At 72.7% G+C, this 20,933-nt stretch carries 20 protein-coding genes; 12 read left to right on the top strand and 8 right to left on the bottom strand.

Translation table 11 applies throughout. From position 1 onward, the window contains the following. Nucleotides 1-22 precede the first annotated feature (22 nt). Both ACWAUO_RS03460 and ACWAUO_RS03455 read right to left on the bottom strand, forming a co-directional pair. Complete coding sequence (locus ACWAUO_RS03460) at nt 23-1,348, bottom strand: NtaA/DmoA family FMN-dependent monooxygenase (RefSeq protein WP_460773072.1); 1,326 nt, start codon at nt 1,346-1,348, stop codon at nt 23-25. A 189-nt stretch (nt 1,349-1,537) separates the two neighbouring features. Further along, on the bottom strand, nt 1,538-2,761 hold the full coding sequence (locus tag ACWAUO_RS03455; RefSeq protein ID WP_460773070.1) for an MFS transporter: 1,224 nt from the start codon (nt 2,759-2,761) through the stop codon (nt 1,538-1,540). A 367-nt stretch (nt 2,762-3,128) separates the two neighbouring features. On the opposite strand from ACWAUO_RS03455, the gene ACWAUO_RS03450 reads away from it, so the two are divergent. Further along, on the top strand, nt 3,129-4,319 hold the full coding sequence (locus ACWAUO_RS03450; RefSeq protein WP_460773068.1) for an MFS transporter: 1,191 nt from the start codon (nt 3,129-3,131) through the stop codon (nt 4,317-4,319). Nucleotides 4,320-4,398: 79 nt separating this feature from the next. On the opposite strand, the gene ACWAUO_RS03445 is transcribed toward ACWAUO_RS03450, so the two are convergent. Together ACWAUO_RS03445 and ACWAUO_RS03440 are read right to left on the bottom strand one after the other, a co-directional pair. Further along, nucleotides 4,399-5,586 carry a 4-hydroxybenzoate 3-monooxygenase gene (locus ACWAUO_RS03445; protein WP_460773066.1) on the bottom strand — a complete coding sequence of 396 codons (1,188 nt, stop codon included), beginning with the start codon at nt 5,584-5,586 and terminating at the stop codon, nt 4,399-4,401. A gap of 178 nt (nt 5,587-5,764) precedes the next feature. Continuing rightward, nucleotides 5,765-6,517, bottom strand: coding sequence for an IclR family transcriptional regulator (locus tag ACWAUO_RS03440; protein ID WP_460773065.1), 753 nt, complete (start codon nt 6,515-6,517; stop codon nt 5,765-5,767). Nucleotides 6,518-6,676: 159 nt separating this feature from the next. Between ACWAUO_RS03440 and ACWAUO_RS03435 the strand changes: the two genes are divergently transcribed. The 6 genes from ACWAUO_RS03435 to pcaC all read left to right on the top strand — a co-directional run bounded on the left by ACWAUO_RS03435 (nt 6,677) and on the right by pcaC (nt 11,626). Next, the gene (locus ACWAUO_RS03435; protein WP_460773063.1) at nt 6,677-7,429 is read left to right on the top strand and encodes an IclR family transcriptional regulator; all 753 of its coding nucleotides are present in this window, start codon (nt 6,677-6,679) and stop codon (nt 7,427-7,429) included. A gap of 111 nt (nt 7,430-7,540) precedes the next feature. Continuing rightward, nucleotides 7,541-8,359: a protocatechuate 3,4-dioxygenase subunit beta gene (gene pcaH, locus ACWAUO_RS03430; protein WP_460773062.1), complete on the top strand. Its 819-nt coding sequence runs from the start codon at nt 7,541-7,543 to the stop codon at nt 8,357-8,359. 1 nt (nt 8,360) lies between these two features. Further along, nucleotides 8,361-8,951: a protocatechuate 3,4-dioxygenase subunit alpha gene (gene pcaG, locus ACWAUO_RS03425; RefSeq protein ID WP_460773060.1), complete on the top strand. Its 591-nt coding sequence runs from the start codon at nt 8,361-8,363 to the stop codon at nt 8,949-8,951. Then, a complete protein-coding gene (locus ACWAUO_RS03420) occupies nt 8,941-10,443 on the top strand; it encodes a lyase family protein (RefSeq protein ID WP_460773059.1) in 1,503 nt (500 codons plus the stop codon). Before pcaG ends, ACWAUO_RS03420 begins: the two co-directional genes overlap by 11 nt. Continuing rightward, a complete protein-coding gene (locus ACWAUO_RS03415) occupies nt 10,440-11,216 on the top strand; it encodes an alpha/beta fold hydrolase (RefSeq protein ID WP_460773057.1) in 777 nt (258 codons plus the stop codon). Before ACWAUO_RS03420 ends, ACWAUO_RS03415 begins: the two co-directional genes overlap by 4 nt. Before the next feature lie 11 nt (nt 11,217-11,227). After that, nucleotides 11,228-11,626 carry a 4-carboxymuconolactone decarboxylase gene (pcaC, locus tag ACWAUO_RS03410; RefSeq protein ID WP_460773056.1) on the top strand — a complete coding sequence of 133 codons (399 nt, stop codon included), beginning with the start codon at nt 11,228-11,230 and terminating at the stop codon, nt 11,624-11,626. A 259-nt stretch (nt 11,627-11,885) separates the two neighbouring features. Here pcaC and ACWAUO_RS03405 read toward each other — a convergent pair whose 3' ends face one another. Continuing rightward, nucleotides 11,886-12,875, bottom strand: a complete 990-nt coding sequence (locus ACWAUO_RS03405) for an intradiol ring-cleavage dioxygenase (RefSeq protein WP_460773054.1) — start codon at nt 12,873-12,875, stop codon at nt 11,886-11,888. Between the two features lie 335 nt (nt 12,876-13,210). Here ACWAUO_RS03405 and ACWAUO_RS03400 point away from each other — a divergent pair, with 335 nt between their 5' ends. From ACWAUO_RS03400 to ACWAUO_RS03380, 5 genes are all read left to right on the top strand, one after another. Then, a complete protein-coding gene (locus ACWAUO_RS03400; protein WP_460773053.1) occupies nt 13,211-13,951 on the top strand; it encodes a 3-oxoacid CoA-transferase subunit A in 741 nt (246 codons plus the stop codon). After that, entirely contained in the window at nt 13,948-14,610 is a 663-nt protein-coding gene (locus ACWAUO_RS03395) for a 3-oxoacid CoA-transferase subunit B (RefSeq protein ID WP_460773052.1), read from the top strand. Before ACWAUO_RS03400 ends, ACWAUO_RS03395 begins: the two co-directional genes overlap by 4 nt. Nucleotide 14,611: 1 nt before the next feature. Further along, nucleotides 14,612-15,787, top strand: a complete 1,176-nt coding sequence (locus ACWAUO_RS03390; RefSeq protein ID WP_460773050.1) for a thiolase family protein — start codon at nt 14,612-14,614, stop codon at nt 15,785-15,787. Between the two features lie 230 nt (nt 15,788-16,017). Continuing rightward, a complete protein-coding gene (locus tag ACWAUO_RS03385; protein WP_460773048.1) occupies nt 16,018-16,800 on the top strand; it encodes an IclR family transcriptional regulator domain-containing protein in 783 nt (260 codons plus the stop codon). A 290-nt stretch (nt 16,801-17,090) separates the two neighbouring features. Then, nucleotides 17,091-18,191 carry an aromatic acid exporter family protein gene (locus ACWAUO_RS03380; RefSeq protein ID WP_460773047.1) on the top strand — a complete coding sequence of 367 codons (1,101 nt, stop codon included), beginning with the start codon at nt 17,091-17,093 and terminating at the stop codon, nt 18,189-18,191. A 120-nt stretch (nt 18,192-18,311) separates the two neighbouring features. Here ACWAUO_RS03380 and ACWAUO_RS03375 read toward each other — a convergent pair whose 3' ends face one another. From ACWAUO_RS03375 to ACWAUO_RS03365, 3 genes are all read right to left on the bottom strand, one after another. After that, entirely contained in the window at nt 18,312-18,629 is a 318-nt protein-coding gene (locus ACWAUO_RS03375) for an NIPSNAP family protein (RefSeq protein WP_460773045.1), read from the bottom strand. Next, nucleotides 18,622-19,413: an SDR family NAD(P)-dependent oxidoreductase gene (locus ACWAUO_RS03370; protein WP_460773043.1), complete on the bottom strand. Its 792-nt coding sequence runs from the start codon at nt 19,411-19,413 to the stop codon at nt 18,622-18,624. Before ACWAUO_RS03370 ends, ACWAUO_RS03375 begins: the two co-directional genes overlap by 8 nt. 74 nt (nt 19,414-19,487) lie before the next feature. After that, entirely contained in the window at nt 19,488-20,891 is a 1,404-nt protein-coding gene (locus ACWAUO_RS03365) for an MFS transporter (RefSeq protein WP_460773289.1), read from the bottom strand. Between the last annotated feature and the right edge of the window lie 42 nt (nt 20,892-20,933).

The raw sequence follows: 20,933 nt of genomic DNA, 5'->3' as shown, positions 1-20,933 counted from the left end.
CTCCCCTCCCGTCTGCGGTCGGTCAGACCGTGGCGAACGTGCGGTACGTCGCCCGCAGACGCTCCAGGTCGTCCGCTTCCACCTCGAGGCCGGACCGCTCGCGGAACGTGTCACCGACGTACTCGGCACGGAAGTAGCCCCGCTCCTGCAGCTCGGGCACCACGAGGTCGAACACGCGGTTCATCCCCTCCGGGATCGACGGCATGTTGAGGTTGAAGCCGTCGCACGCGCGGCCCTCGAACCACTCGATCATCGACTCCGCGATCTTGTCGGGCGTCGCGATCATGACCCGGTGTCCCACCGCACGGGCGATGTGCACCATGAGCTCGCGGATGCTCATCTCCTTCGCGAGGTCGCGGAACAGCTTGTACCGCTCGATGCGCTCCGGGTCGTCGACGAACCGCTCCTGCGGGATGCGGTCGGTCATCTCCAGGTCGCTGATGTCGATGCCGAGGAAGTTCTCGATGAGGGCCCGGCTGTTGCCCGGGTGCATGCTGTCCTCGAGCTCCTTGGCGAACTCCTCTGCCTCCTTCTGCGTGCGGCCGGTGATGGGCATGATGCCCGGCAGGATCCGCACCTTCTCGGGGTTGCGGCCCTTCGCGGCGACGCGGTCCTTGAACATCCGGTAGAAGTCGACCGCCGCGTGGTACTCCGGCTGCACCGCGTAGATGAGGTCGGCGACCGAGGTGCCGAGCTCCAGGCCGGCCGGGGACTGGCCCGCCTGCACGAGCACGGGGCGCTCCTGCGGCGACCGAGGGATCGCGAGCGGCCCCTCGACCTTGAAGTGCTCGCCGACGTGGTTGATGCGGTGGATCCGTTCGGTGTCGACCCAGCGGCCGCGTTCGTGGTCGTTGACGATCGCATCGCGGTCCCAGGAGTCCCAGAGCTTCGTCACGACGTCGACGAACTCCGTCGCGCGGTCGTAGCGCCAGTCCTTCGGCGGCAGGTCGCGACCGTAGTTCTCGTTGCCGTTGATCGCGGTGACGATGTTCCACGCCGCACGGCCGCCGCTGAGCACGTCGAGCTCGGCGAACTGGCGGGCGACCGTGTAGGGCTCGTTGAACGTCGTCGACTGCGTGCCGATGAGACCGATCTTGTCCGTGTAGCCGATCAGCGCGGCCAGGGTCACGACCGGCTCGTACACCGACGCGCCGCGGTAGGCGCCCCGCCACAGCGGGTGCGCGCTGACGCTGTCCGCGATGAAGACGGCGTCCAGCTTCGCCCGCTCGGCGGCCTGCGCCATCTCGCGGATGAGCGAGAGCTTGCCGATCTCCTCGGCGTTGCTGCGCGGGTGCATCCACGCGTCGTTGTGGTATCCGAACGCGGTCATGAAGAACGTCAGTGTCATCTGACGATTCGTGCGCGGCGTCATCCGTATCGGCCTCCTCAGCCCTGCCTCGATGGGTGCCGGGTCGACACTCGACCCGGCACCACGGTAGGAACGACCGGGCGCGCGCTCCACGGTCCGTTCTGACCGACGGAAGACGAGTTCTCCCGGATGCCGCGTCGTGCGCGACCGCTCCCGGCTGGCGCGGCGTCAGACCTTCGAGCGCTGGGGCGCTCGCCGCTCGAGCACGAACCGTTCGCGGCCCACGCCCACACCGAACAGGAGCTGGGCGAGCAGGACCGCGAACAGCAACGCGAACGGCAGGATCCATCCGCCGTCGACGGCGTGCAGCGCGCCGAACGCCACCGGGCCGATCGCCGCCAGCAGGTAGCCGACCGACTGCGCCATGCCCGAGAGCGCCGTGGCCGCCGACAGGTCGTGCGCGCGCTCCGCCATGAGCGTGAGCGACATCCCGAGCGACGCCCCGGCCGACAGGCCCGCCGGGATCGTCCACAGCGTCAGCAGGTCGGTCGCCGTCAGCATCCCGACGACCGCCACCATCGCCAGCACAGGCAGGGTCGCGGGCACCCAGCGCCGAGCCCGACCCTTCAGGAACACCGGCAGCACGAGTGAGCCGACGATGCCGGCCAACTGGTAGACCGCGACGTCGATGCCGGCGACGACCGGCGACCGGCCGTTGTCGGTCGCGAAGGGGGCGACCCACGTGAGCTGGATGTAGAACGAGGCCGACTGCAGGCCGGTGTACGCGGCGACCTGCCACGCGAGCGGATCCCGCCAGATGCCGGTGCCGCCGGCCGTCCGCGGGGTGCGCGGTGCCGCCGAGGCGCTCGCCGAGCGGCGCGAGGCCAGCAGCCACGCGATGATCGCGAAGGGGAGCAGCGCGCCCGTGGCCAGCAGTGCGACGCGCCATCCGAGCGGGTCGCCGTCGACCTGGACGTCGGCGATCGGCACGACGATCCCGGACGCGACCGCGCCGGAACCCGCGAGGAGCGCCGTGTACACACCCATGACGGCGGGCACGTGCCCGACGAAGTCGCGCTTGATCACCGCCGGCATGAGCACGTTCGCGATCGCGAGGGCGGCGCCGATGAGCACGGTGCCGAGCCAGAGGTTGACGGCCGCGCCCGGGACCGAGCGCCACACGGTGCCGACGGTGAGCGCCAGCAGCGACCACAGGAGCACCCGCGACGCACCGAACCGGCGGCTCAGGTCGTGGGTGAGCGGCGACACGATCGCCCAGGTCAGGAGGGGGATCGAGGCGAGCGCTCCGAGCGCGACGGTCGTCGTGCCGAGGTCGCCGGCGATCTGCTCCAGCAGCGGACCGACGCCCGTGATCGTCGTGCGCATGTTCGCGGCGATGAGGCACACCGCGACGAGCAGCCCGATCCGCTGCAGCCGTGTGTCCTCGCCCATGGTCACCGGACTATACCCGGCGGTCCGTGCCGCTTCGCGCCGACTTCCACCCGCGCCCCGCGTGCACAACTGCGGAGTTCGTGGGCGACACGCCGCATCCGGATGCGGGTGGGGCGGCGTGTCGGGGATCGTCTCCGCAGTTGTGTCCGGGCTGGGCGGGGGCGGCGGCCCGCGCCGGTGGAGCGCCCCGCGTGCACAACTGCGGAGTTCGTGGGCGACACGCCGCGTCCGGATGCGGGTGGGGCGGCGTGTCGGGGATCGTCTCCGCAGTTGTGTCCGGGGTCGGTCGGGGGTGACCGGCCGTGCCCGGGTCGGTCGGGGGTGACGGCCCGCGCCGGGGTGGCCGGGCGGGCATAGGGTGGCAAGGATGTCCCCGACCCTCCGTGCCGGCACCTCCCGGACCGTCCTGCTCGTCGTCGGCATCGCGCTCGTCGCGGCGATGCTGCGCGCCCCGATCATCGCGGTCGCACCGGTCGCCCGGGACATGGGCGACGACCTCGGCGTCTCCGCGGCGGCGCTCGGTGTGCTCACCAGCATCCCCGTGCTCGCCTTCGCGGTCTGCTCCCCGCTCGCCATCGCGGTCATCCGGCGGGGCGGGGCGAACTTCGCGCTCGCGGTCAGCATGCTCGGCGCGGTCGTCGGATGCGTGCTCCGCTCGCTCGACGGGTACCCCGTCGCGGTGCTCGGCACCGCGATCCTCGGCATCTTCCTCACGATCGGCAACGTCGTGGTGCCCGTGGTCATCGCCCGGGAGTTCCCGCCCCGGCGCGTGCACTTCATGACCGGCGTCTACACGTCCGCGATCAACGTGGGCACGATGACGGTCACCCTCGCGACGGCACCGATCGCGGCCGGGATCGGCTGGCGCAGCGCGATCGCGCTCGGCGCCGTCTTCGGACTCGGCGCGGTCGCGGCGTGGATCGCGCTGTACGGCGTGCGCGCCACGTTCGTCCCCGTGCCCGACCCCGCGCCGAAGTCGACGCGCGACGCGCCGCGGCGGTCGGTGCTGCGCGCAGGCAGCACCTGGGCGCTCGGTGCCGCGTTCGCCGGTCAGGCGTTCTCGTACTACGCCATGACGGCGTGGCTGCCCACCCTGCTCGTCGACCGCGGGTTCGCGGTGACGGCGGCGGGCGCGATCTCGGCGCTGTTCCAGGTCGCCGGGATCGCCGGGGCGCTCCTCATCCCGGGGCTCACCCGGGTGTCGATCCCGGCCGGCGTGGTCGTCGTGGCTTCCGGCTGGGCGACCGTGACGCTCGGGTTCCTGTTCGCCCCCGACCTGTGGTGGCTGTGGTGCGTCGTCGGCGGCGTCGCACAGGGCGGCGGACTCACGGTCGTGTTCATCATGGTCAGCGCGCTCGGCGGCGACCAGCACGAGATCACCGGCCGGTCCGGGCTCGTGCAGGGCATCGGCTACGCGGTCGCGGCGGTCGGTCCCACGGTGGTCGGCGGGCTGCACGAGGCCACCGGGGCGTGGACGGCGCCGCTGCTCGCCATCACCGCGGCCGTCGCCGTCTTCGGTGTCGTCGGCACCGCGGTCGCCCTCCGCATCCGCCACTGACGCGGCCGTCGCCGGCGTCCCGAGCGGATGCGGGCGGCCCGCGCCCGCGCGTTCGGGTCGGGCGGGCGCGGGCCGCGGCTCAGAGCGAGGTCTCGAGCGGCCAGCCCGTGTACGCCTCGGCGAGGTAGGTGCGGCCGGCCTCGGACTCGACGACGCTGCGCAGCTCGCCCACCTGGCGGCGACGGTCGAAGTCGCTCGCGTCGGGTGCGACGTGGAGCATGCTCGTCATCCACCAGGAGAAGTGCTGGGCCTTCCAGATGCGGCGCGAGGCGACCTCGGCGTAGCGGTCGAGCGGGGCCTGGTCGTTCCGCAGGAGCAGCGCCTCGAGCGCCTTCGACAGCAGCACGACGTCGGCGACGGCGAGGTTCATGCCCTTCGCGCCGGTCGGCGGCACGGTGTGCGCGGCGTCGCCGACGAGTGCGACGCGGCCGCGGCGCAGCTCGTGCGCCACGAAGCTGCGGAACCGCAGCACGTCGCGCTGGAAGATCGGCCCTTCCTTGAGGGTCGTGCCCGGCACGCGCGACTGCAGCGCCTCCCACAGCTCGGCCTCGCTGTACGCGTTGGGGTCGGCCTCGGGGTCGCACTGGAAGTACATGCGCTGGACGGTGGCGGAGCGCTGGCTGATGAGCGCGAACCCGTTCGGCGAGTTGCTGTAGATGAGTTCGTCGGAGCTCGGCGGGGCCTCGCAGAGGATGCCGAACCAGGCGAACGGGTACTCGCGGAAGTATCCGCCGGTGGACGACCCGGTCACGGCCGCGCGCGCGACGGAGCGCGATCCGTCGGCGCCGACAACGAACTCGGCGACGATCTCGGTCGTGGTGCCGTCCGCATCCGTGACGACGACGCTCGGCCGGTCGGTCTCGGCGCCGTCGACGCGCTCGGCGGTGACGCCGAACCGGATGTCCTGCCCCGCGGCGAGGCGGGTGGCGATGAGGTCCTTCAGCACCTCGTGCTGCGGGTACAGCCAGACGCTGCGGCCGACGAGGCCGGGGAAGTCGATGCGGTGCCCCTCGCCCTCGAACCGCAGCTCGATGCCGTCGTGGCGGTGCCCGTCGACGAGCACGCGCTCGGACGCGCCGGTCTGCGTGAGCACGTCGACCGTGCCCTGCTCGAGGATGCCGGCGCGGATCGTCTGCTCGATCTCCTCGCGGGAGCGCTGGTCGACGATCACCGACTCGACGCCCTCGGCGGCGAGCAGGTGCGACAGCAGGAGTCCGGCGGGTCCGGCGCCGATGATGGCGACCCGGGTGCGGATGGTTTCGGTCATGGGCGTCTCCTTCGACGGATGCGTGGCCCCAGCATGCCGCGCAGCATCCGCCGTGTCCCGGCGTTTCCCATTGAACGGGATTCCCCGTATCGGACCGCGAGACTGCATCCGACCGCCGAGACAGCGGGGTGACCCCGCAGTCTCGGCGCGCAGAAGCAGTCTCGCGGCCCAGCCGGGGTCAGCGGCGGTCGGCGCGGAGGGCGGCCTCGACACCGGCGGCGGCGGCACGCAGCGCCTCGACGGATGCGGCGGGGTCGGCGTCGCGGGGGAGCACCACCGACAGCGCGGCCACGACCTCGCCCGCGCTCCGCACCGGCACGGCGACGCCGGTCGACACGGTCTCCACCGTGCCCGGGGCGACGACGAACCCCTGCCGGCGGATGCGGGCGAGGATGCGGCGGAGCGCCGCCGCATCCGTCACCGTCTCGCGCGAGAGCGCCCGGAGTGGCCCCGCGAGCACGCGTTCGCGCACGGTCGGCTCCGCGTGCGCGAGCAGCACGAGCCCGGACGACGACGCGTGCAGCGGCAGCCGGCCGGCCACCCGGGTGATGTTCGCGCCCGCGGCCGGGTGCGACAGGCGCTCAAGGAACAGCGCCTCGTCCTGCTCCAGCACGGCGAGTTGGGTGTGCTGCCGGATGCTGCGCTGCACCTCCTGCATGAACGGCAGCGCCGCCTGCCTCAGCCGCAGCGCGCTCGAGCCGCGGAGCGCGAGCTCCCACAGCCGCATCCCGAGCCTGATGCGCCGGTCCTCGTCCCGCTCGAGGAGTCCGGCCCCGACGAGGTCGTCGACGATGCGGTGCGCGCTCGAGGACGGCAGCCCGGCGCGGCGGCCGATCTCGGCGGCGGTCTGCACCGTGCGCTCGGCGGTGAAGGTCTCCAGCACCCGCACGATGCGCTCGGTCATCGTGTCACCGCTGGGCGAGTTCGCCATGCGCCCAGCATCCCACGCCGTATCCGGCCGCCGTTCCCCTGTCGCACGGTGTGCGCTTCGGCCGCACTTCCCGACAGGTGAGCATCGACCTCGGGCAGTACCGCACGGCGCCGCGCGCGGCCGCCCGATCCGCGGCGATACCCTCGACGCGGAGGAGCCATGGCCGACGGGATGCTGCGCCGCGCGATGCGGCTGCTCTCGGCGTTCGACGAGGACACCCCGGAACTGACCGCCGCGCAGCTCGCGGAGCGGTCGGGGCTCCCGCTGTCGACGGTGCACCGCCTCATCGGGCAGCTCGTCGAGGAGGGCCTGCTGGGGCGCACCGACGGGTTCCGCTACGCGATCGGGCAGCGGCTGTGGGAGGTGGGGGAGCTGTCGCCCCTCGCCCTGCGCCTGCGCGAGACCGGGTTGCCGCACATGGTGCGCCTGTACGAGGCGACCGGGGAGAACGTGCACCTGGCCGTGCTCGACGCCCCCACCCCGCACACGGCGACCGTGCTGTTCGCCGGTCGGATCACGGGCCGGGCCTCGGTGCCGACCCTCGGCCGGATGGGAGGCCGTCACCCGCTGCACACCACCGGCGTCGGCAAGGCGCTGCTCGGAACCCGCGAGGACGCCTGGCTCGACGAGTACCTGCAGGGGCCGCTCCTGCCCGAGACGACCCTGTCGATCACCGACCCGGCCGCCCTCCGCGCCGAGATCGAGCTGGCCCGCACCCGCGGGTACGCGGTGACGCGCGGCGAGATGACGCTCGGGAACATCTCGGTGGCCGCACCGCTCGGGCTCGTCGCCGGCCTCCCCCCGATGGCGATGGGCATCGTGGCGCACGAATCGGAGTCGCTCGAACGCCGGCTCGCGCCCCTCGTCGTGCAGGCCGCGAAAGACCTCACCCGGGCCCTGCGGAAGGGCTGAGGGATCCGCTGGACGGAAGCCCCCATTCCCACTCAGTGGGAATAGCGTCGAAGGCGCGGACGACCTCGGTGCGACCCTTGATCGACCGCCCAGACGTCGAAGGGGACATTCATGGCAGAGCCCACACCCACCGCTGCGGCACCCGAGACGCTGCTCGCGTCCGCGGACATGCCCTCGCAGCGTCAGATCAACGAGGAGATGGCGCAGCTGCACGCCGAGGCCGACGCCCGCGAGGCCGCCGGCGAGACCGTGCTCAAGACGCTGTACGACTTCGCGCCGTACCGCTCCAGCATCCTGCGCCACCCCACCAAGAACCCGCGCCTGGTCGACCCCGAGACGATCGAGCTGTACTCGCCGGCGTTCGGTCAGCGCGACGTCGCGCTCATCGAATCCGACCTCACGCTGCAGCACACCGGCGAGCCGCAGGGGGAGCGCATCACCGTCACCGGTCGCGTGCTCGACAGTTGGGGCCGGCCGCTGCGCAACCAGCTCATCGAGATCTGGCAGGCCAACGCCGCCGGTCGCTACATCCACCAGCGCGACCAGCACCCCGCCCCGCTCGACCCGAACTTCACCGGTGCCGGCCGCACCATCACGAACGACAACGGCGAGTACTTCTTCACCACCATCAAGCCCGGGCCCTACCCGTGGAAGAACCACATCAACGCGTGGCGTCCGGCCCACATCCACTTCTCGATCTTCGGCTCGGGGTTCACGCAGCGGATCATCACGCAGATGTACTTCCCGGGCGACCCGCTGTTCGCGCTCGACCCGATCTACAACACCATCCGCAGTCAGAAGGACCGTGATCGGCTGATCTCGACCTACGACCACGACCTCACGGTGCCGGAGTTCTCCATGGGCTACCGCTGGGACATCGTCGTCGACGGTCCCGACGCCACCTGGTTCGAGCCCGAGGGAGAGCACTGAGATGACCACCGAGACCCGAGCCCGCCGCAACGCCGCCGCGGGTGAGCCGACGCTCGAGCCCTCCGCCGGGCAGACGATCGGCCCGTTCTTCGCCTTCGGGCTGAAGTACGACAAGATGCACGAGGTCGTGTTCCCGCACTCGCAGGGCGCGATGGTGCTCTCCGGCACGATCTACGACGGCGCCGGCCAGCCGATCCCGGACGCCTGCATCGAGATCTGGGGCGCCGACTCCGACGGCACCATCTCGCGCAAGCGCGGTGCCCGCCGCCGCGACGACCACACCTTCACCGGGTTCGGCCGTTCGTTCACCACGGACGAGGGGGCGTACGACTTCTGGACCCGCAACCCGGGCCCGGTCGACGGCAAGGCGCCGTTCTTCGCGGCGATCGTCTACGCCCGCGGTCTGCCGAACAAGCTGCACACCCGCATCTACCTGCCGGAGTACACCGAGCTCATGGCGCAGGACCCCCTGCTGGCGTCGCTGACCCCGGAGGAGCGCGCTACGCTCGTGGCGACGCGAACGCCCGAGGGTGACCTGATCCACGACATCCACTTGCAGGGCGAGAAGGAGACCGTGTTCCTTGCCTTCTGACGAACCTTCCCCCGACGACGCCCACATCGCCGCCGTCGACGAAGGTCTGCTGTCGCCGGTGACCGTCGGCCGAGACGCCGAGGTCACCGACGCGGCCGTCATGGACGCGCTGGTCGCGGCCGAGGTGGCGCTCACGCGCGCCTGGGCCGCGGTCGGCGTGGCCCCGGATGCCGCCGCGACCGAGATCTCGAACGCCCTCGGGTGGCAAGGGCCGGGCCGTGGCTGCGAGACCGGGTGGCTCGACCGCGACGCGGTGCGCGCCGCATCCGTCGCCGGCGGCAACCCCGTGATCCCGCTCGTCGGCCGGCTCAAGGACCGGGTCGCGGTCGACGTGCGCACCTGGGTGCACCGCGGCGCGACCAGCCAGGACATCCTGGATTCCGCCCTCATGCTCGTCGCGCGCCGCGCGGGCCTGCGGGTGCTCGCCACGCTGCGGGCGACCGAGGTGCGCCTGGCCGGCTTCGCGGTCGTGCACCGCGACGACGTGGTGGCCGCCCGCACCCTCACGCAGCACGCCGTGCCGACCACCGTCGGCGCCCGTGCGGCCGGGTGGCTCCGCGGTGTCACCCGCGCCCGCGTGCGCCTGGCGGATGCGGTCGGCGCGCTGCCCGCGCAGCTCGGCGGCGCCGGCGGCACCCTCGCCTCGTTCACCGAGATCGGCGCGGCCGACATCGCCGCTGCCCTCCCCGCCGCGTACGCCGCGGAGCTCGGCCTCGCGGCGCCGGACGCGCCGTGGCACGTGAACCGCTGGCCGGTCACCGAACTCGGCGACGCGCTCACGCAGGCGGTCGACGCGGTCGGCAAGATCGCGACCGACGTGGCCACCCTCAGCCGCACCGAGATCGGCGAACTCGCCGAGGGCACCGGCGGCGGCTCGAGCGCCATGCCGCAGAAGCAGAACCCCGCCGCATCCGTGCTCATCCGCTCGGCCGCCCTGCGTGCCCCGAACCTCGCCGCCACGCTGCACCTGGCGTCCGCCCTCGCCGCCGACGAGCGACCCGACGGCGCCTGGCACGCCGAATGGCCGACGCTGCGCGAGCTGCTGCGCCTCGCGCTCGGCGCGACCGGCACCGCCGCCGACCTCGTCGAGGGCCTGCGGGTCGACGGCGAGGCGGGCACCCACAACGTGTCGATCACCGGCGGGCTCATCGTCGCCGAGCGCCTGTCGCTCGTGCTCACCCCGGTGCTCGGCAAGGACGAGGTCACCCGCATCGTCGGTGAGGCCGGGCGCGGCGGCGACCTCGCCGCGCTCGTGCGCGAGGCGCTGGAGCACGCGGTCGACCGGGTCCCCGGCGCCGCGCACCCCGCCGACGACGTCGACGCGCTGCTCGACCCCGCGAACTACACCGGCCTGGCCGGCACGATCGTCGACCGCGCGGTCGCCGACGCCCCCGCGGACGCTGCCCGCGACCTGTTCGTGCAGGAGCTGCCGTACCCGGAGGACGCCACCGACGCGCCCGCACCCACCGAACCCCGACCGGAGGACGCATGACCGTTCCCGACATCGCCTTCACCGACCCCGTCGGCCCCGACGGTGCACCGCTGCTGGTGCTCGGCCCGTCGCTGGGCACCTCGTCGATCCTGTGGGAGAACGCGCTGCCGCTCCTGCGCTCGCGCTACCGCGTCACCGCCTGGGACCTGCCCGGGCACGGCGCCTCCGCCGCCCCTGACGCACCGTTCACGGTGGCGGAGCTCGCCGACGCGGTCGCCGAGGGCGCGCGCGGACTCGGCGCCGACCGCATCCTGTACGCCGGTGTCTCGCTCGGCGGCGCGACCGGCCTCGAACTCGCCCTGCGCCACCCCGACCTCGTCGCGGCGGCCGCGATCGTCGCCTCGGGCGCGCAGCTCGGCGACCCGCAGGCCTGGCACGACCGGGCCAGGCAGGTGCGGGAGCAGTCGACGTCGTCGCTCATCATCGGTTCCGCGCAGCGGTGGTTCGCGCCCGGCTCGATCGAGCGCGAGCCCGAGCTGTCCGGCCGGCTGCTGCACGTGCTGCAGGATGCGGACGACGAGGGCTACGCCCTGTGCTGCGAGGCGCTCGCGACCTTCGACGTGCAGGACCGGCTCCGTGAGATCCAGCCGCCGGTGCACGCGATCTGGGGACGCCACGATCAGGTGGCCCCCGAGGCGAAGGCCGAGCAGATCGCGTCCGGCGTGCCGCACGGCTCCATCGCCGTCATCGAGGATGCGGCGCACCTGCCCCCGGCGGAGCAGCCCTCCGCCACCGCATCCGCCCTCATCGCGTTCTTCGACGCGGTCCGCTGAAAGGTCTCGACATGACCCGACCCGACGGTGAGGGACTCACCGACGAAGCCCGCTACGACCAGGGCATGGAGGTGCGCCGCGCCGTGCTCGGCGACGCGCACGTCGACCGCGCCGTGGCCGGAACGGTGCCGATGACGGCCGACTTCCAGGACCTCATCACCCGCTACGCGTGGGGTGACATCTGGTCGCGGCCGGGGCTCGCGCGCCGTGACCGCTCGATCGCGGTGCTGACCGCGCTCATCGCCCTCGGTCACCACGAGGAGCTCGCGATGCACCTGCGCGCGGCGATCCGCAACGGCCTCACGCACGACGAGATCACCGAGGTCATCCTGCAGTCCGCGATCTACTGCGGCGTCCCCGCCGCGAACACCGCGTTCCGCATCGCGAAGGACGTCTTCGCCGAGGCCTGACCCGGGCGCCCGTTTCCCGCGCGAGACCACATCTTCTCGCCGAGACCACATCCAGTTGCATGTGGTCTCGGCGGGTGGATGTGGTCTCGGCGTTCGTGGGCGCGGGGGCGGGGCGGATGGTGCGCGGCCGCGCGAGTGCGCATCCGTTCCGTGAGTGCACACCCGATCGGATGCTCGCCCGCGAAACGGGTGCGCATTCGGGACTCGTGCGGGCTCGGGATGCGGGACCGCGCGGGTGTGTGGATGCGGGGAGCCGGGGTCAGCGGGAGGTGGGGCGCGCAGGCGGGTTGCCGCCGGGGCCACCGCCGCCGGGACCGCCGCCGCGGCCGCCGGGGGCCGAGCCGCCGGTGGGGGTGGTGCGGGTGTCGACGCGTGCCGTGAGCGCGACCGTGTACCCGGCGTCGGGGCCGCCGGTCACCGTCGCGAGCTGCAGCGCGCCGCCGTCCTCGCCGAACACGTTGTCCGAGGTGAGCGAGACCTGCGAGAGGTTCCGGCTCGACCCGTCGTACTCCGGCAGCGCGTAGACGACATCGCAGACGTCCTGGGGGAGGGCGACCTGCGAGGTCGCGATCGCGTTGTCCGCATCCGTGATGTCGTCGAGGGTCGGGTACACCTCGAAGTGGACGTGCGGCCAGCGGCCGCTGTAGCAGGCGGGGATGATCGAGGTGAACGACACCACGCCCGCGGCGTCGGCGACCTGCACACCGCGGAGGTAGGTCGCATCCTCGACGCCGGTCGAGTACATCGAGTAGCGGCCCTGCGCGTCGCAGTGCCACACGTAGACGGCGGCCCCGGCGAACGGTGCGTCGCCGTTCGCCATGTCGAGGATCGTGAGGTCGAGACGCATCGGCACGCCGTCGGCCGTCGCACCGCCGCCGATGCTCGAGCGGATGTCGCTGCGCACCACGCCCGACTGCGACAGCACGTCCGGGCCGTTCGACCCGTCGCCCGGGTACGGCCCTGCGGTCTCATCGGGGATCTCACCGCTCGGCGTGCCGGCGCCGGTGGCCGTCCCGGCGTCGGCGGATGCGGTGGCCGACGGCGTCGCGGATGCCTTGGGGCTGCACGCGGCGAGGAGCGCGGCGCCCGCACCGAGGCCGACGACACTCAGCAGCCCGCGCCGCGACAGGATCGTCCCGATGTCGAAGCGGGCGCCCTGATCCACGACCTCCTCGTCCGCCCGGTGCAGCAGCCGCCCCTCGTACGCGGGGCCGTCGGGCGTGAGGTCGGGTTCGGGGATGCGGGGCATGGGTCCTCCTGGTCGTCGAACCCATCCTGTCGCCCCGACCTCGCCGCATCCTTTCTCCCCCCTTTGCGTCCCCTATGAACCCTGGCTCCCGCCCCGCCCCGCCCCTCGCGGCGGGGATGCTTCCACTCCCGAGCGCGCATCCGTTTCGTGAGTGCGCACCCGATCGGATGCTCGTTCGCGAAACGGGTGCGCACTCGCGGGGCGAACGGCGGATGCGGCGGTGCCGAGCCGGACGGCCGTGCGCGTCCGCCGACCATTGCGGGCACCGAGCGGCGCGCGTAGACTGTTCTACATGCGAACGTGCGTTCGCACAGCGAACACTCCGAGGAGGGCGTGTGATCGACAAGACCGTCCCCGACGTCGCCACGGCGGTCGAGGGAATCACCGACGGCGCGACCGTCATGATCGGCGGCTTCGGCCGCGCCGGCCAGCCCGTCGAACTCATCGACGCGCTCATCGCGCAGGGCGCCGGCGACCTCACGATCGTCAACAACAACGCCGGCAACGGCGACACCGGCCTCGCCGCGCTCCTCGCCGCCGGCCGCGTGCGCAAGATCATCTGCTCGTTCCCGCGGCAGAGCGACTCCTACGTCTTCGACGGTCTCTACCGCGACGGCAAGATCGAGCTCGAGCTCGTGCCGCAGGGCAACCTCGCCGAGCGCATCCGCGCCGCCGGTGCCGGCATCGGCGGGTTCTACTCCCCGACCGCGGTGGGCACGCAGCTGGCCGAGGGCAAGGAGACCCGCGAGATCGACGGGCGCACGTACCTGCTCGAATACCCGATCAAGGCGGATTTCGCGCTCATCAGCGCGCTGCAGGGCGACCGCTGGGGCAACCTCGTGTACCGCGAGACCGCCCGCAACTTCGGACCCATCATGGCGACCGCCGCGACCACCACGATCGTGCAGGTCGACGAGGTCGTGCCGCTGGGGTCGATCGACCCCGAGACCGTCGTCACGCCCGGCCTGTTCGTCGACCGCGTCGTCGCGGTCGGCTCCCGCGCCTGGCTGCAGGACGGCGCATTCGTCGGCGGTGTCGACCTCGAGGGTCGCCGCCTGCAGGAGGAGGACCGATGACCACCCGCATCTCCCGTGAAGACCTCGCCGCCCGCATCGCGGCCGACATCACCGAGGGTTCGTACGTGAACCTCGGCATCGGCGCGCCCACGCTCGTGGCCAACTTCCTCCCCGCCGACCAGGAGATCATCCTCCACACCGAGAACGGCCTGCTCGGCATGGGACCGGCCCCGGATGCTGGACAGGTCGACCCCGACCTCATCAACGCCGGCAAGCAGGCCGTGACCGCGGTCGCCGGTGCCGCGTACTTCCACCACGCCGACTCGTTCGCGATGATGCGCGGCGGACACCTCGACGTGTGCGTGCTCGGCGCGTTCCAGGTCGCGCAGAACGGCGACCTCGCCAACTGGTCCACCGGCGCGCCCGGCGCGATCCCGGCGATCGGCGGCGCGATGGACCTCGCCATCGGCGCCAAGGACGTGTACGTCATGACCGACCTGCTCACCAGGCAGGGCGACTCCAAGCTCGTCGCCGAGTGCACCTACCCGCTCACCGGCGTCGGCTGCGTCTCCCGCGTCTACACCGACCACGCCGTCTTCGACGTCACCCCCGACGGCTTCGCGGTCCGCGAGCTGTTCGGCGAGAACACCATGGACGACCTGCGCGGACTCACCGGCCTCGACCTGATCGACGCCACCGCATCCCGAGGAGGGAACTGACATGACCGCATCCTTCGTGTACGACGCCGTCCGCACCCCGTTCGGCCGCGCCGGCGGGGCCCTCGCCGGGGTCCGCCCCGACGACCTCGCCGCCGTCGTGATGCGCTCGATCGTCGAGCGCACCGGCCTCGACCCGGCCCGCATCGACGACGTCATCTTCGGCGACGCGAACCAGGCCGGCGAGGACAACCGCAACGTGGCACGCTTCGGCGCGCTGCTGGCCGGGTTCCCGACGAGCGTCACCGGCGTCACCGTGAACCGCCTCTGCTCCTCGTCGCTCGAGTCGGCGATCCAGGCCGCCCGTGCGGTCGAGACCGGGGATGCGGACATCGTGCTCGCCGGCGGGGTCGAGTCGATGAGCCGCGCGCCCTACATCGTCGAGAAGTCCGCGAAGCCCTTCCCGGCGGTCGGCAACCAGACGATGTGGAACACCGCGATCGGCTGGCGGATGACGAACCGGAAGCTCCCGAAGGAGTGGACGATCTCCAACGGCGAGGCGGCCGAGAAGACCGCCCGCGACTGGAACCTCTCCCGCGAGGCGCAGGACGAGTTCGCGGTGCGCTCGCACCGGCTGGCGGCCAAGGCATGGGCCGACGGCGTGTACGACCGCGAGATCGTGCAGGTCCCCGGTGCCGAGCTCGCCCGCGACGAGGGCATCCGCGACGACACCTCGGTCGAGAAGCTCGCGAACCTGAAGGCGCTGTTCGCGTCCGACGGCGCCGGCACGGTCACCGCCGGCAACTCCTCGCCGATCAACGACGGTGCCTCCGCCGTGCTCATCGGTGCGGAGGGTGCGCTGCCGGGCGAGCCGCTCGCGCGCATCGCCGGTCGCGCCGCCCACGGCGTCGACCCGGACCTGTTCCCGACCGCGCCGATCGAGGCGGCGAACAAGGCGCTCGCCCGCGCCGGCAAGACCTGGGCCGACGTCGACGTCGTCGAGCTGAACGAGGCGTTCGCGTCGCAGTCGCTCGCGTGCGTCGCCGGCTGGCCGGAGCTCGACCCGGAGAAGGTGAACACCCACGGCGGTGCGCTCGCGATCGGGCACCCGCTCGGCGCCTCGGGCGGCCGCATCCTCGGCCACGCCGCGCACGAGCTCGCCCGCCGCGGCGGCGGTGTCGCGGTCGCCGCGATCTGCATCGGCGTCGGCCAGGGCCTCGCGGTCGTCCTCGAGCGCTGACCCGCCTCGGCGCGCCGAGCCGCTCCGTCGCGCTGACCGCGCGCCGACCCGCCTCGGCTCGCCGACCGAGCGCTGACCCGCCTCGGCTCGCCGACCGAGCGCTGACCCGCCTCGGCTCGCCGACCGACCGTGTCCCACTTTCCGCAGAACATGTCCCACTTTCTGCCGCTTCGGCAGGCTCAAAACGGCAGAAAGTGGGACACGCAGGCGCACCACGACAGGATGGATCCATGAGCGACGAGACGGATGCTGCGCCGGCCGGCGAGTTCGTGCAGTCGCTCGCGCGGGGGCTCGCCGTCATCCGCGCCTTCGACGCCGAGCATCCGGAACTGTCGCTGAGCGACGTCGCCCGCCGCGCCGAGCTCACCCGGGCGGCGGCCCGGCGGTTCCTGCACACGCTGACCTCGCTCGGCTACGTCCGCACCGACGGGCGGCTCTTCACGCTCACCCCGCGGGTGCTCGAGCTCGGGTTCAGCTACCTCTCGTCGCTGTCGCTGCCCGAGATCGCGCAACCGCACCTGGAGCGGCTCTCGCACGAGGTCGGTGAATCGGTGTCGGCGGCCGTGCTCGACGGCACCGACATCGTCTACGTCGCGCGCGTCCCCACCCGCCGCATCATGAGCGTGCGCATCACGATCGGCACCCGCTTCCCGGCGTACGCGACGAGCATGGGCCGGGTGCTGCTGGCGGGACTCCCGGACGACGAGCGGGATGCGGTGCTCGCGGCGTCCGCGCGCGTGCACCTCACCGACCGCACCCTCACCGAGCCGGCCGAACTCCGCGCCGAACTGGACCGGGTCCGGGAGCGCGGCTGGGCGCTCGTCGACGGCGAGCTGGAGCAGGGACTGCGATCGATCGCCGCGCCGGTCCACGGCCGTGACGGCTCGGTCATCGCCGCCGTGAACGTGTCGACGGCCGCATCCGGTGAACCGCCCGAGACGCTCGTCGAGCGCCACCTGCCGCGCCTGCTGGAGACCACCGCCCGCATCGAGCTCGAGGCCCGGCACGTCTGACCTGCTTGCGGCCGCCGCACTCTGCTCCGGCACCTACCGACCTTCACCCCCTGCGCCCCGCACCCCTGCCCCGGCACCCCTGCCCCGACACGTCTGACCTCCGCACCGGATCAGGTGATTCGGCGAGATCAGGCAGGATGCGGGCGCGAACGGCCTGCTCAGGCCGAATCACCTGATCTGGGCACGGCCGTCCAACGCGCCCCGACCACCCCCGGCGGCCCGTCCGACCCCCGGCGCGGGTGAGGGCAACCCCCGGGGGCCGCGCGGGGGCGTCCGGCTACCGTGTCGGGATGCACGACACCGTGAACGACGGGGCGGCGCCCGGCCGCATCCGCCGCGCGCTCCGCACCGCGTGGGCCGACGTCGCCGGCCACCACCGTCCGCTCCTCGCCGTGAAGACCGCGCTCGCGGGCGTCCTCGCCTGGTACCTGGCGCCGTACATCCCCTTCGCCGAGGATCAGTACTCCTACTACGCACCCCTCGGGGCGCTCGTCACGATCTATCCGACGCTCGCCCGCTCGACCCGCTCGGGCGTGGAGACCGTGGTCGGACTCGGGATCGGCATCCTCATCGGTCTCGGCGGCCTCGCCGTGGTGCAGGCGGGGATGCTGCCGGGCGTCGCCCTCGCGCTGGTGCTCCTGATCGGGGTGCTGGTCGGCGGCATCCGTGTGCTCGGATCCGGGCGGGAATGGGTGAGTCTCGCCGGACTCTTCGTGCTGCTGCTCGGCGGCGGCGACGCGGAGGGGTTCTCGGTGTCGTACATCGTGACCATGGGGTTCGGCGTCGTCGTCGGCATCCTCGTGAACCTGCTCCTCCCGCCGCTGTACGTGGGGCGGGCGGGCCGCCGGCTCGCGGTGCTGCGCGACGAGATCGCCGGTTTCCTCGCCCGCACCGCCGACCGTGTCGCCGACCGGTCCATCGACCCGGAGCGGATGCTGCGCGACCTCTCCGAGATCGTCGCGGTGGAGGAGGAGGTCGGCGAGGACGTGCAGGAGGCCGCCGAGAGCCGCCGGGGCAATCCGCGCGGTCGTCGTGCCACGGCGCGCGACCTCAGCGACGAGAACGCGCGGCGGCTGGCGGCGATGGAGCGCGCCGGCTTCCTCCTGCGCGACCTCGTCGACGTGCTGCTGCGGATGGCGGAGCAGGGCGGCCCCGCCGAGGAGACGCGGAAGCCCCTGGCGGCGGCGCTGCGGCGCACGGCCGAGCTCATGGGCGCCGAGCTGCGCGAGGCCGGCGCGCCCGAGCTGCTGGCGGCGGCCGACGCGGCGCTGGCCGACTACCGCCGGGCCATCGACGTGGAACTCGGGATGCGGCCGTCCGAGGCCGCCGAATCCGTCACGACCTTCCTCTGCCTGCAGCGCATCGTCGACGTCTCGCGGCCGTTCGTCTGACCGACCGGTGTACCGGATCAGGTGATTCGGCGAGAACAGGCCGGATGCGGGTGGAAACGGCCTGCTCAGGCCGAATCACCTGTTCTGGGCGGCAGCCTCAGGCCGAATCACCTGATCCGGTCACGGACCCGCGGCGCCGAACGGCACCTCGGTTACGAACGCGAGGTGCTGGCGCCGCAGCGGCGGTGCCACCTCGAACGCGGCGATCCGTCGCGGGTCCTGCACGTAGCGTTCCTCGGCCGCGCGGAACGCCGCCTCGTCACCGTCGTATGCGACCGTCCAGGTGAACTCGTCGCCGGCGTCGTGCAGCACCGCCGAGACCACGCGGAACCCGTGGGCGGCGCGCACCTGCGGGATGCGGGGCGCCCACCAGGCGACGAACTCGGCGCCGCCGCCGGGCACCAGCTCGTAGCGCCGCAGTTGCAGCGTCCTAGTCACTGATCAGCGCCCCGCCGTCGATCGCGATCGTCTGGCCGGTGGTGTGCGCGCCGGCGGCCGAGGCGAGGTACAGCACGGTCCCGGCGACCTCTTCCACGCGTCCGAAGCGGTGCAGCGGCGCCTTCTGCATCCGTGCCTCCCGCAGCTCGCCCTTCGTGATGCTCTCGGCGAACCGGGTCTCGATCACGCCCGGTGCGATCGCGTTGGCCCGGATGCCGCGCGGCCCCCACGCGACGGCGATGTTGCGGGCGAGCTGGGCCGCCGCGGCCTTGGTGATGCCGTACATCGGCACGTTCCGGCTGCCGCGGAGCCCCGCGAGGCTCGACATCACGACGACCGACCCGCCACCGCCCTCGGCCATGACCGGCAGCACCCGGTCGGTGAGTCGCAGGTTGCCGCGCACGTGCACGTCGAGCATGAGGTCGAGCTGCGCCTCGCGGTCGAGCCCGGGGATCGGGTGGTCCTCGGTGGAGAGGCCCGCGTTCGCGAACAGGGTGTCGATCCGTCCGAACCGCGCCGCGGTGTCGTCGACGAGCGCGGCGATGTCGTCGGCGGAGCGCATGTCGCAGGCGCGGCCGCTGACCGGGAGCCCGGATGCGGCGAGCTCCCCCGCGAGGCCCTCGGGGTCGTCGGCGGCGAGCCCGGTGAGCACCGTCCGCGCGCCGGCCGACGCCAGCATCCGTGCGGTCGCCAGGCCGATGCCCGAGGTCGCCCCGGTCACGATCGCGACGGTCCCGTCCAGGGAGAAGAGTTCGGATGCGGTGGGCAACGGCGTCGTCGGCATGCCTTCGACGCTATGGCGCGCCGTCCCGCCAGGACAACGGCGGCGGCACGATGGCATGCATCGCGCGCCGGCGCTCAGTGCGGGAGAGAAGGGTGCAGCTCGTGCGGGTCGCGGCGCCGGGGCAGGCACAGGGCGATGACGAGTGCGACGACCGCCGCGCCCATGCCCCAGACGAACGCGACCTGGAACCCCTCCGCGGAGGGGACGGCGACGCCGTCGAGGTCGATCGTGTACCCGGCCAGCACGGCGCCGACGATCGCCGACGCGCTGCTCGTGCCGAGCGAGCGGAAGAGGGTGTTGAGGCCGTTGGACGCGCCGGTCTCGCTCTGCGGCACCGAGCGCATGATGAGCATGGGCATGGAAGCGTAGCCGAAGCCGATGCCGACGCCGACGAACAGGTTCGCCACGAGGATGTGCCACACCTCCGCGGTCGACCACAGCGAGATGCCGTAGGCGACCACGAGCGCGACCGACCCGAGGACGAGCAGGAGTTTCGGGCCCACGGTCGAGGCGAGCTTGCCGGAGAACGGCGAGAGCACCATCATCACCAGGCCGGAGGGCATCACGACGAACGCCGCCTCGACGATGGTGAGGCCGAGCCCCGCGCCGGATGCGACGGGGAGCTCGAGGATCTGCGGGTACGCGACGCTCGAGGCGAAGAGGCCGAAGCCGATCGCCACGGAAGCGAGGTTCGTGAGCAGCACCGCCGGGCGCGCGGCGACGCGCAGGTCGAGCAGCGGCGTCGGGACGCGCAGCTGGTACACGCCCCACACGAGCAGCACCACGACACCGCCGATCGCGCAGCCGAGGGTCGCCGGCGACGTCCAGCCCCACTCGTTGCCCCGGGAGATCGCCAGCAGGATGCCGACGAGACCGACGCTGAGCCCGACCGCACCGACCACGTCGAACCGTCCGCCCGACCGCAGGACGCTCACCGGGACGAGCCACAGCACGAGCACGAACACGATGGCGCCCATCGCCGCCGACATCCAGAACAGCATGTGCCAGTTGAGGTACTGGGTCACCAGCGCGCTCACCGGCATGCCGATCGCGCCGCCCACCCCGAGCGTGGCACTGATGAGCGCCACGGCGGCGTCGACCCGCTTCTCGTGCAGGACGTCGCGGAGGATGGAGATGCCGAGCGGGATGACGCCGGACATCGCGCCCTGGAGGGTGCGACCGATGATCATGGGGACGATCGAGGTGGAGACCGCCGCGAGCACGGATCCGGCCACGAGGAGTCCGAGGAGGACCAGCACGATGCGCCGCTTGCCGTACATGTCGCCGAGGCGGCCCGCGATGGGGGTGATGACGGCGGCCGCGAGCAGCGTCGAGGTGATGACCCAGGCCGTGTCGTCGCGGCTCGCGTGGAGGAGCTCCGGCAGCTGCGCCTGGATGGGCACCACGAGTGTGAACATGAAGGAGGACGCGAGGCCGGCTGCGGCGAGCACGGCCACGATCGCCCCCTGGTTCGGCATCCGGGTGAGGCGGTTCCGTCTGTCGTGGTCGTCGCTCCGGGG

The organism is Microbacterium sp. GXF7504, assembly GCF_054798235.1.
This window is presented reverse-complemented; position numbering and strand designations above follow the sequence as displayed.

Bases quoted from the DNA above. Each gene is read 5' to 3' on its own strand.
- pcaH (WP_460773062.1), top strand. From the start codon at position 7,541: ATGGCAGAGCCCACACCCACCGCTGCGGCACCCGAGACGCTGCTCGCG.
- ACWAUO_RS03455 (WP_460773070.1), bottom strand. From the start codon at position 2,761: ATGGGCGAGGACACACGGCTGCAGCGGATCGGGCTGCTCGTCGCGGTG.
- ACWAUO_RS03440 (WP_460773065.1), bottom strand. From the start codon at position 6,517: ATGGCGAACTCGCCCAGCGGTGACACGATGACCGAGCGCATCGTGCGG.
- ACWAUO_RS03385 (WP_460773048.1), top strand. From the start codon at position 16,018: ATGAGCGACGAGACGGATGCTGCGCCGGCCGGCGAGTTCGTGCAGTCG.
- ACWAUO_RS03390 (WP_460773050.1), top strand. From the start codon at position 14,612: ATGACCGCATCCTTCGTGTACGACGCCGTCCGCACCCCGTTCGGCCGC.
- pcaC (WP_460773056.1), top strand. From the start codon at position 11,228: ATGACCCGACCCGACGGTGAGGGACTCACCGACGAAGCCCGCTACGAC.
- ACWAUO_RS03450 (WP_460773068.1), top strand. From the start codon at position 3,129: ATGTCCCCGACCCTCCGTGCCGGCACCTCCCGGACCGTCCTGCTCGTC.
- ACWAUO_RS03415 (WP_460773057.1), top strand. From the start codon at position 10,440: ATGACCGTTCCCGACATCGCCTTCACCGACCCCGTCGGCCCCGACGGT.
- ACWAUO_RS03460 (WP_460773072.1), bottom strand. From the start codon at position 1,348: ATGACACTGACGTTCTTCATGACCGCGTTCGGATACCACAACGACGCG.
- ACWAUO_RS03445 (WP_460773066.1), bottom strand. From the start codon at position 5,586: ATGACCGAAACCATCCGCACCCGGGTCGCCATCATCGGCGCCGGACCC.
- ACWAUO_RS03435 (WP_460773063.1), top strand. From the start codon at position 6,677: ATGGCCGACGGGATGCTGCGCCGCGCGATGCGGCTGCTCTCGGCGTTC.
- ACWAUO_RS03380 (WP_460773047.1), top strand. From the start codon at position 17,091: ATGCACGACACCGTGAACGACGGGGCGGCGCCCGGCCGCATCCGCCGC.
- ACWAUO_RS03365 (WP_460773289.1), bottom strand. From the start codon at position 20,891: ATGCCGAACCAGGGGGCGATCGTGGCCGTGCTCGCCGCAGCCGGCCTC.
- pcaG (WP_460773060.1), top strand. From the start codon at position 8,361: ATGACCACCGAGACCCGAGCCCGCCGCAACGCCGCCGCGGGTGAGCCG.
- ACWAUO_RS03370 (WP_460773043.1), bottom strand. From the start codon at position 19,413: ATGCCGACGACGCCGTTGCCCACCGCATCCGAACTCTTCTCCCTGGAC.
- ACWAUO_RS03405 (WP_460773054.1), bottom strand. From the start codon at position 12,875: ATGCCCCGCATCCCCGAACCCGACCTCACGCCCGACGGCCCCGCGTAC.
- ACWAUO_RS03395 (WP_460773052.1), top strand. From the start codon at position 13,948: ATGACCACCCGCATCTCCCGTGAAGACCTCGCCGCCCGCATCGCGGCC.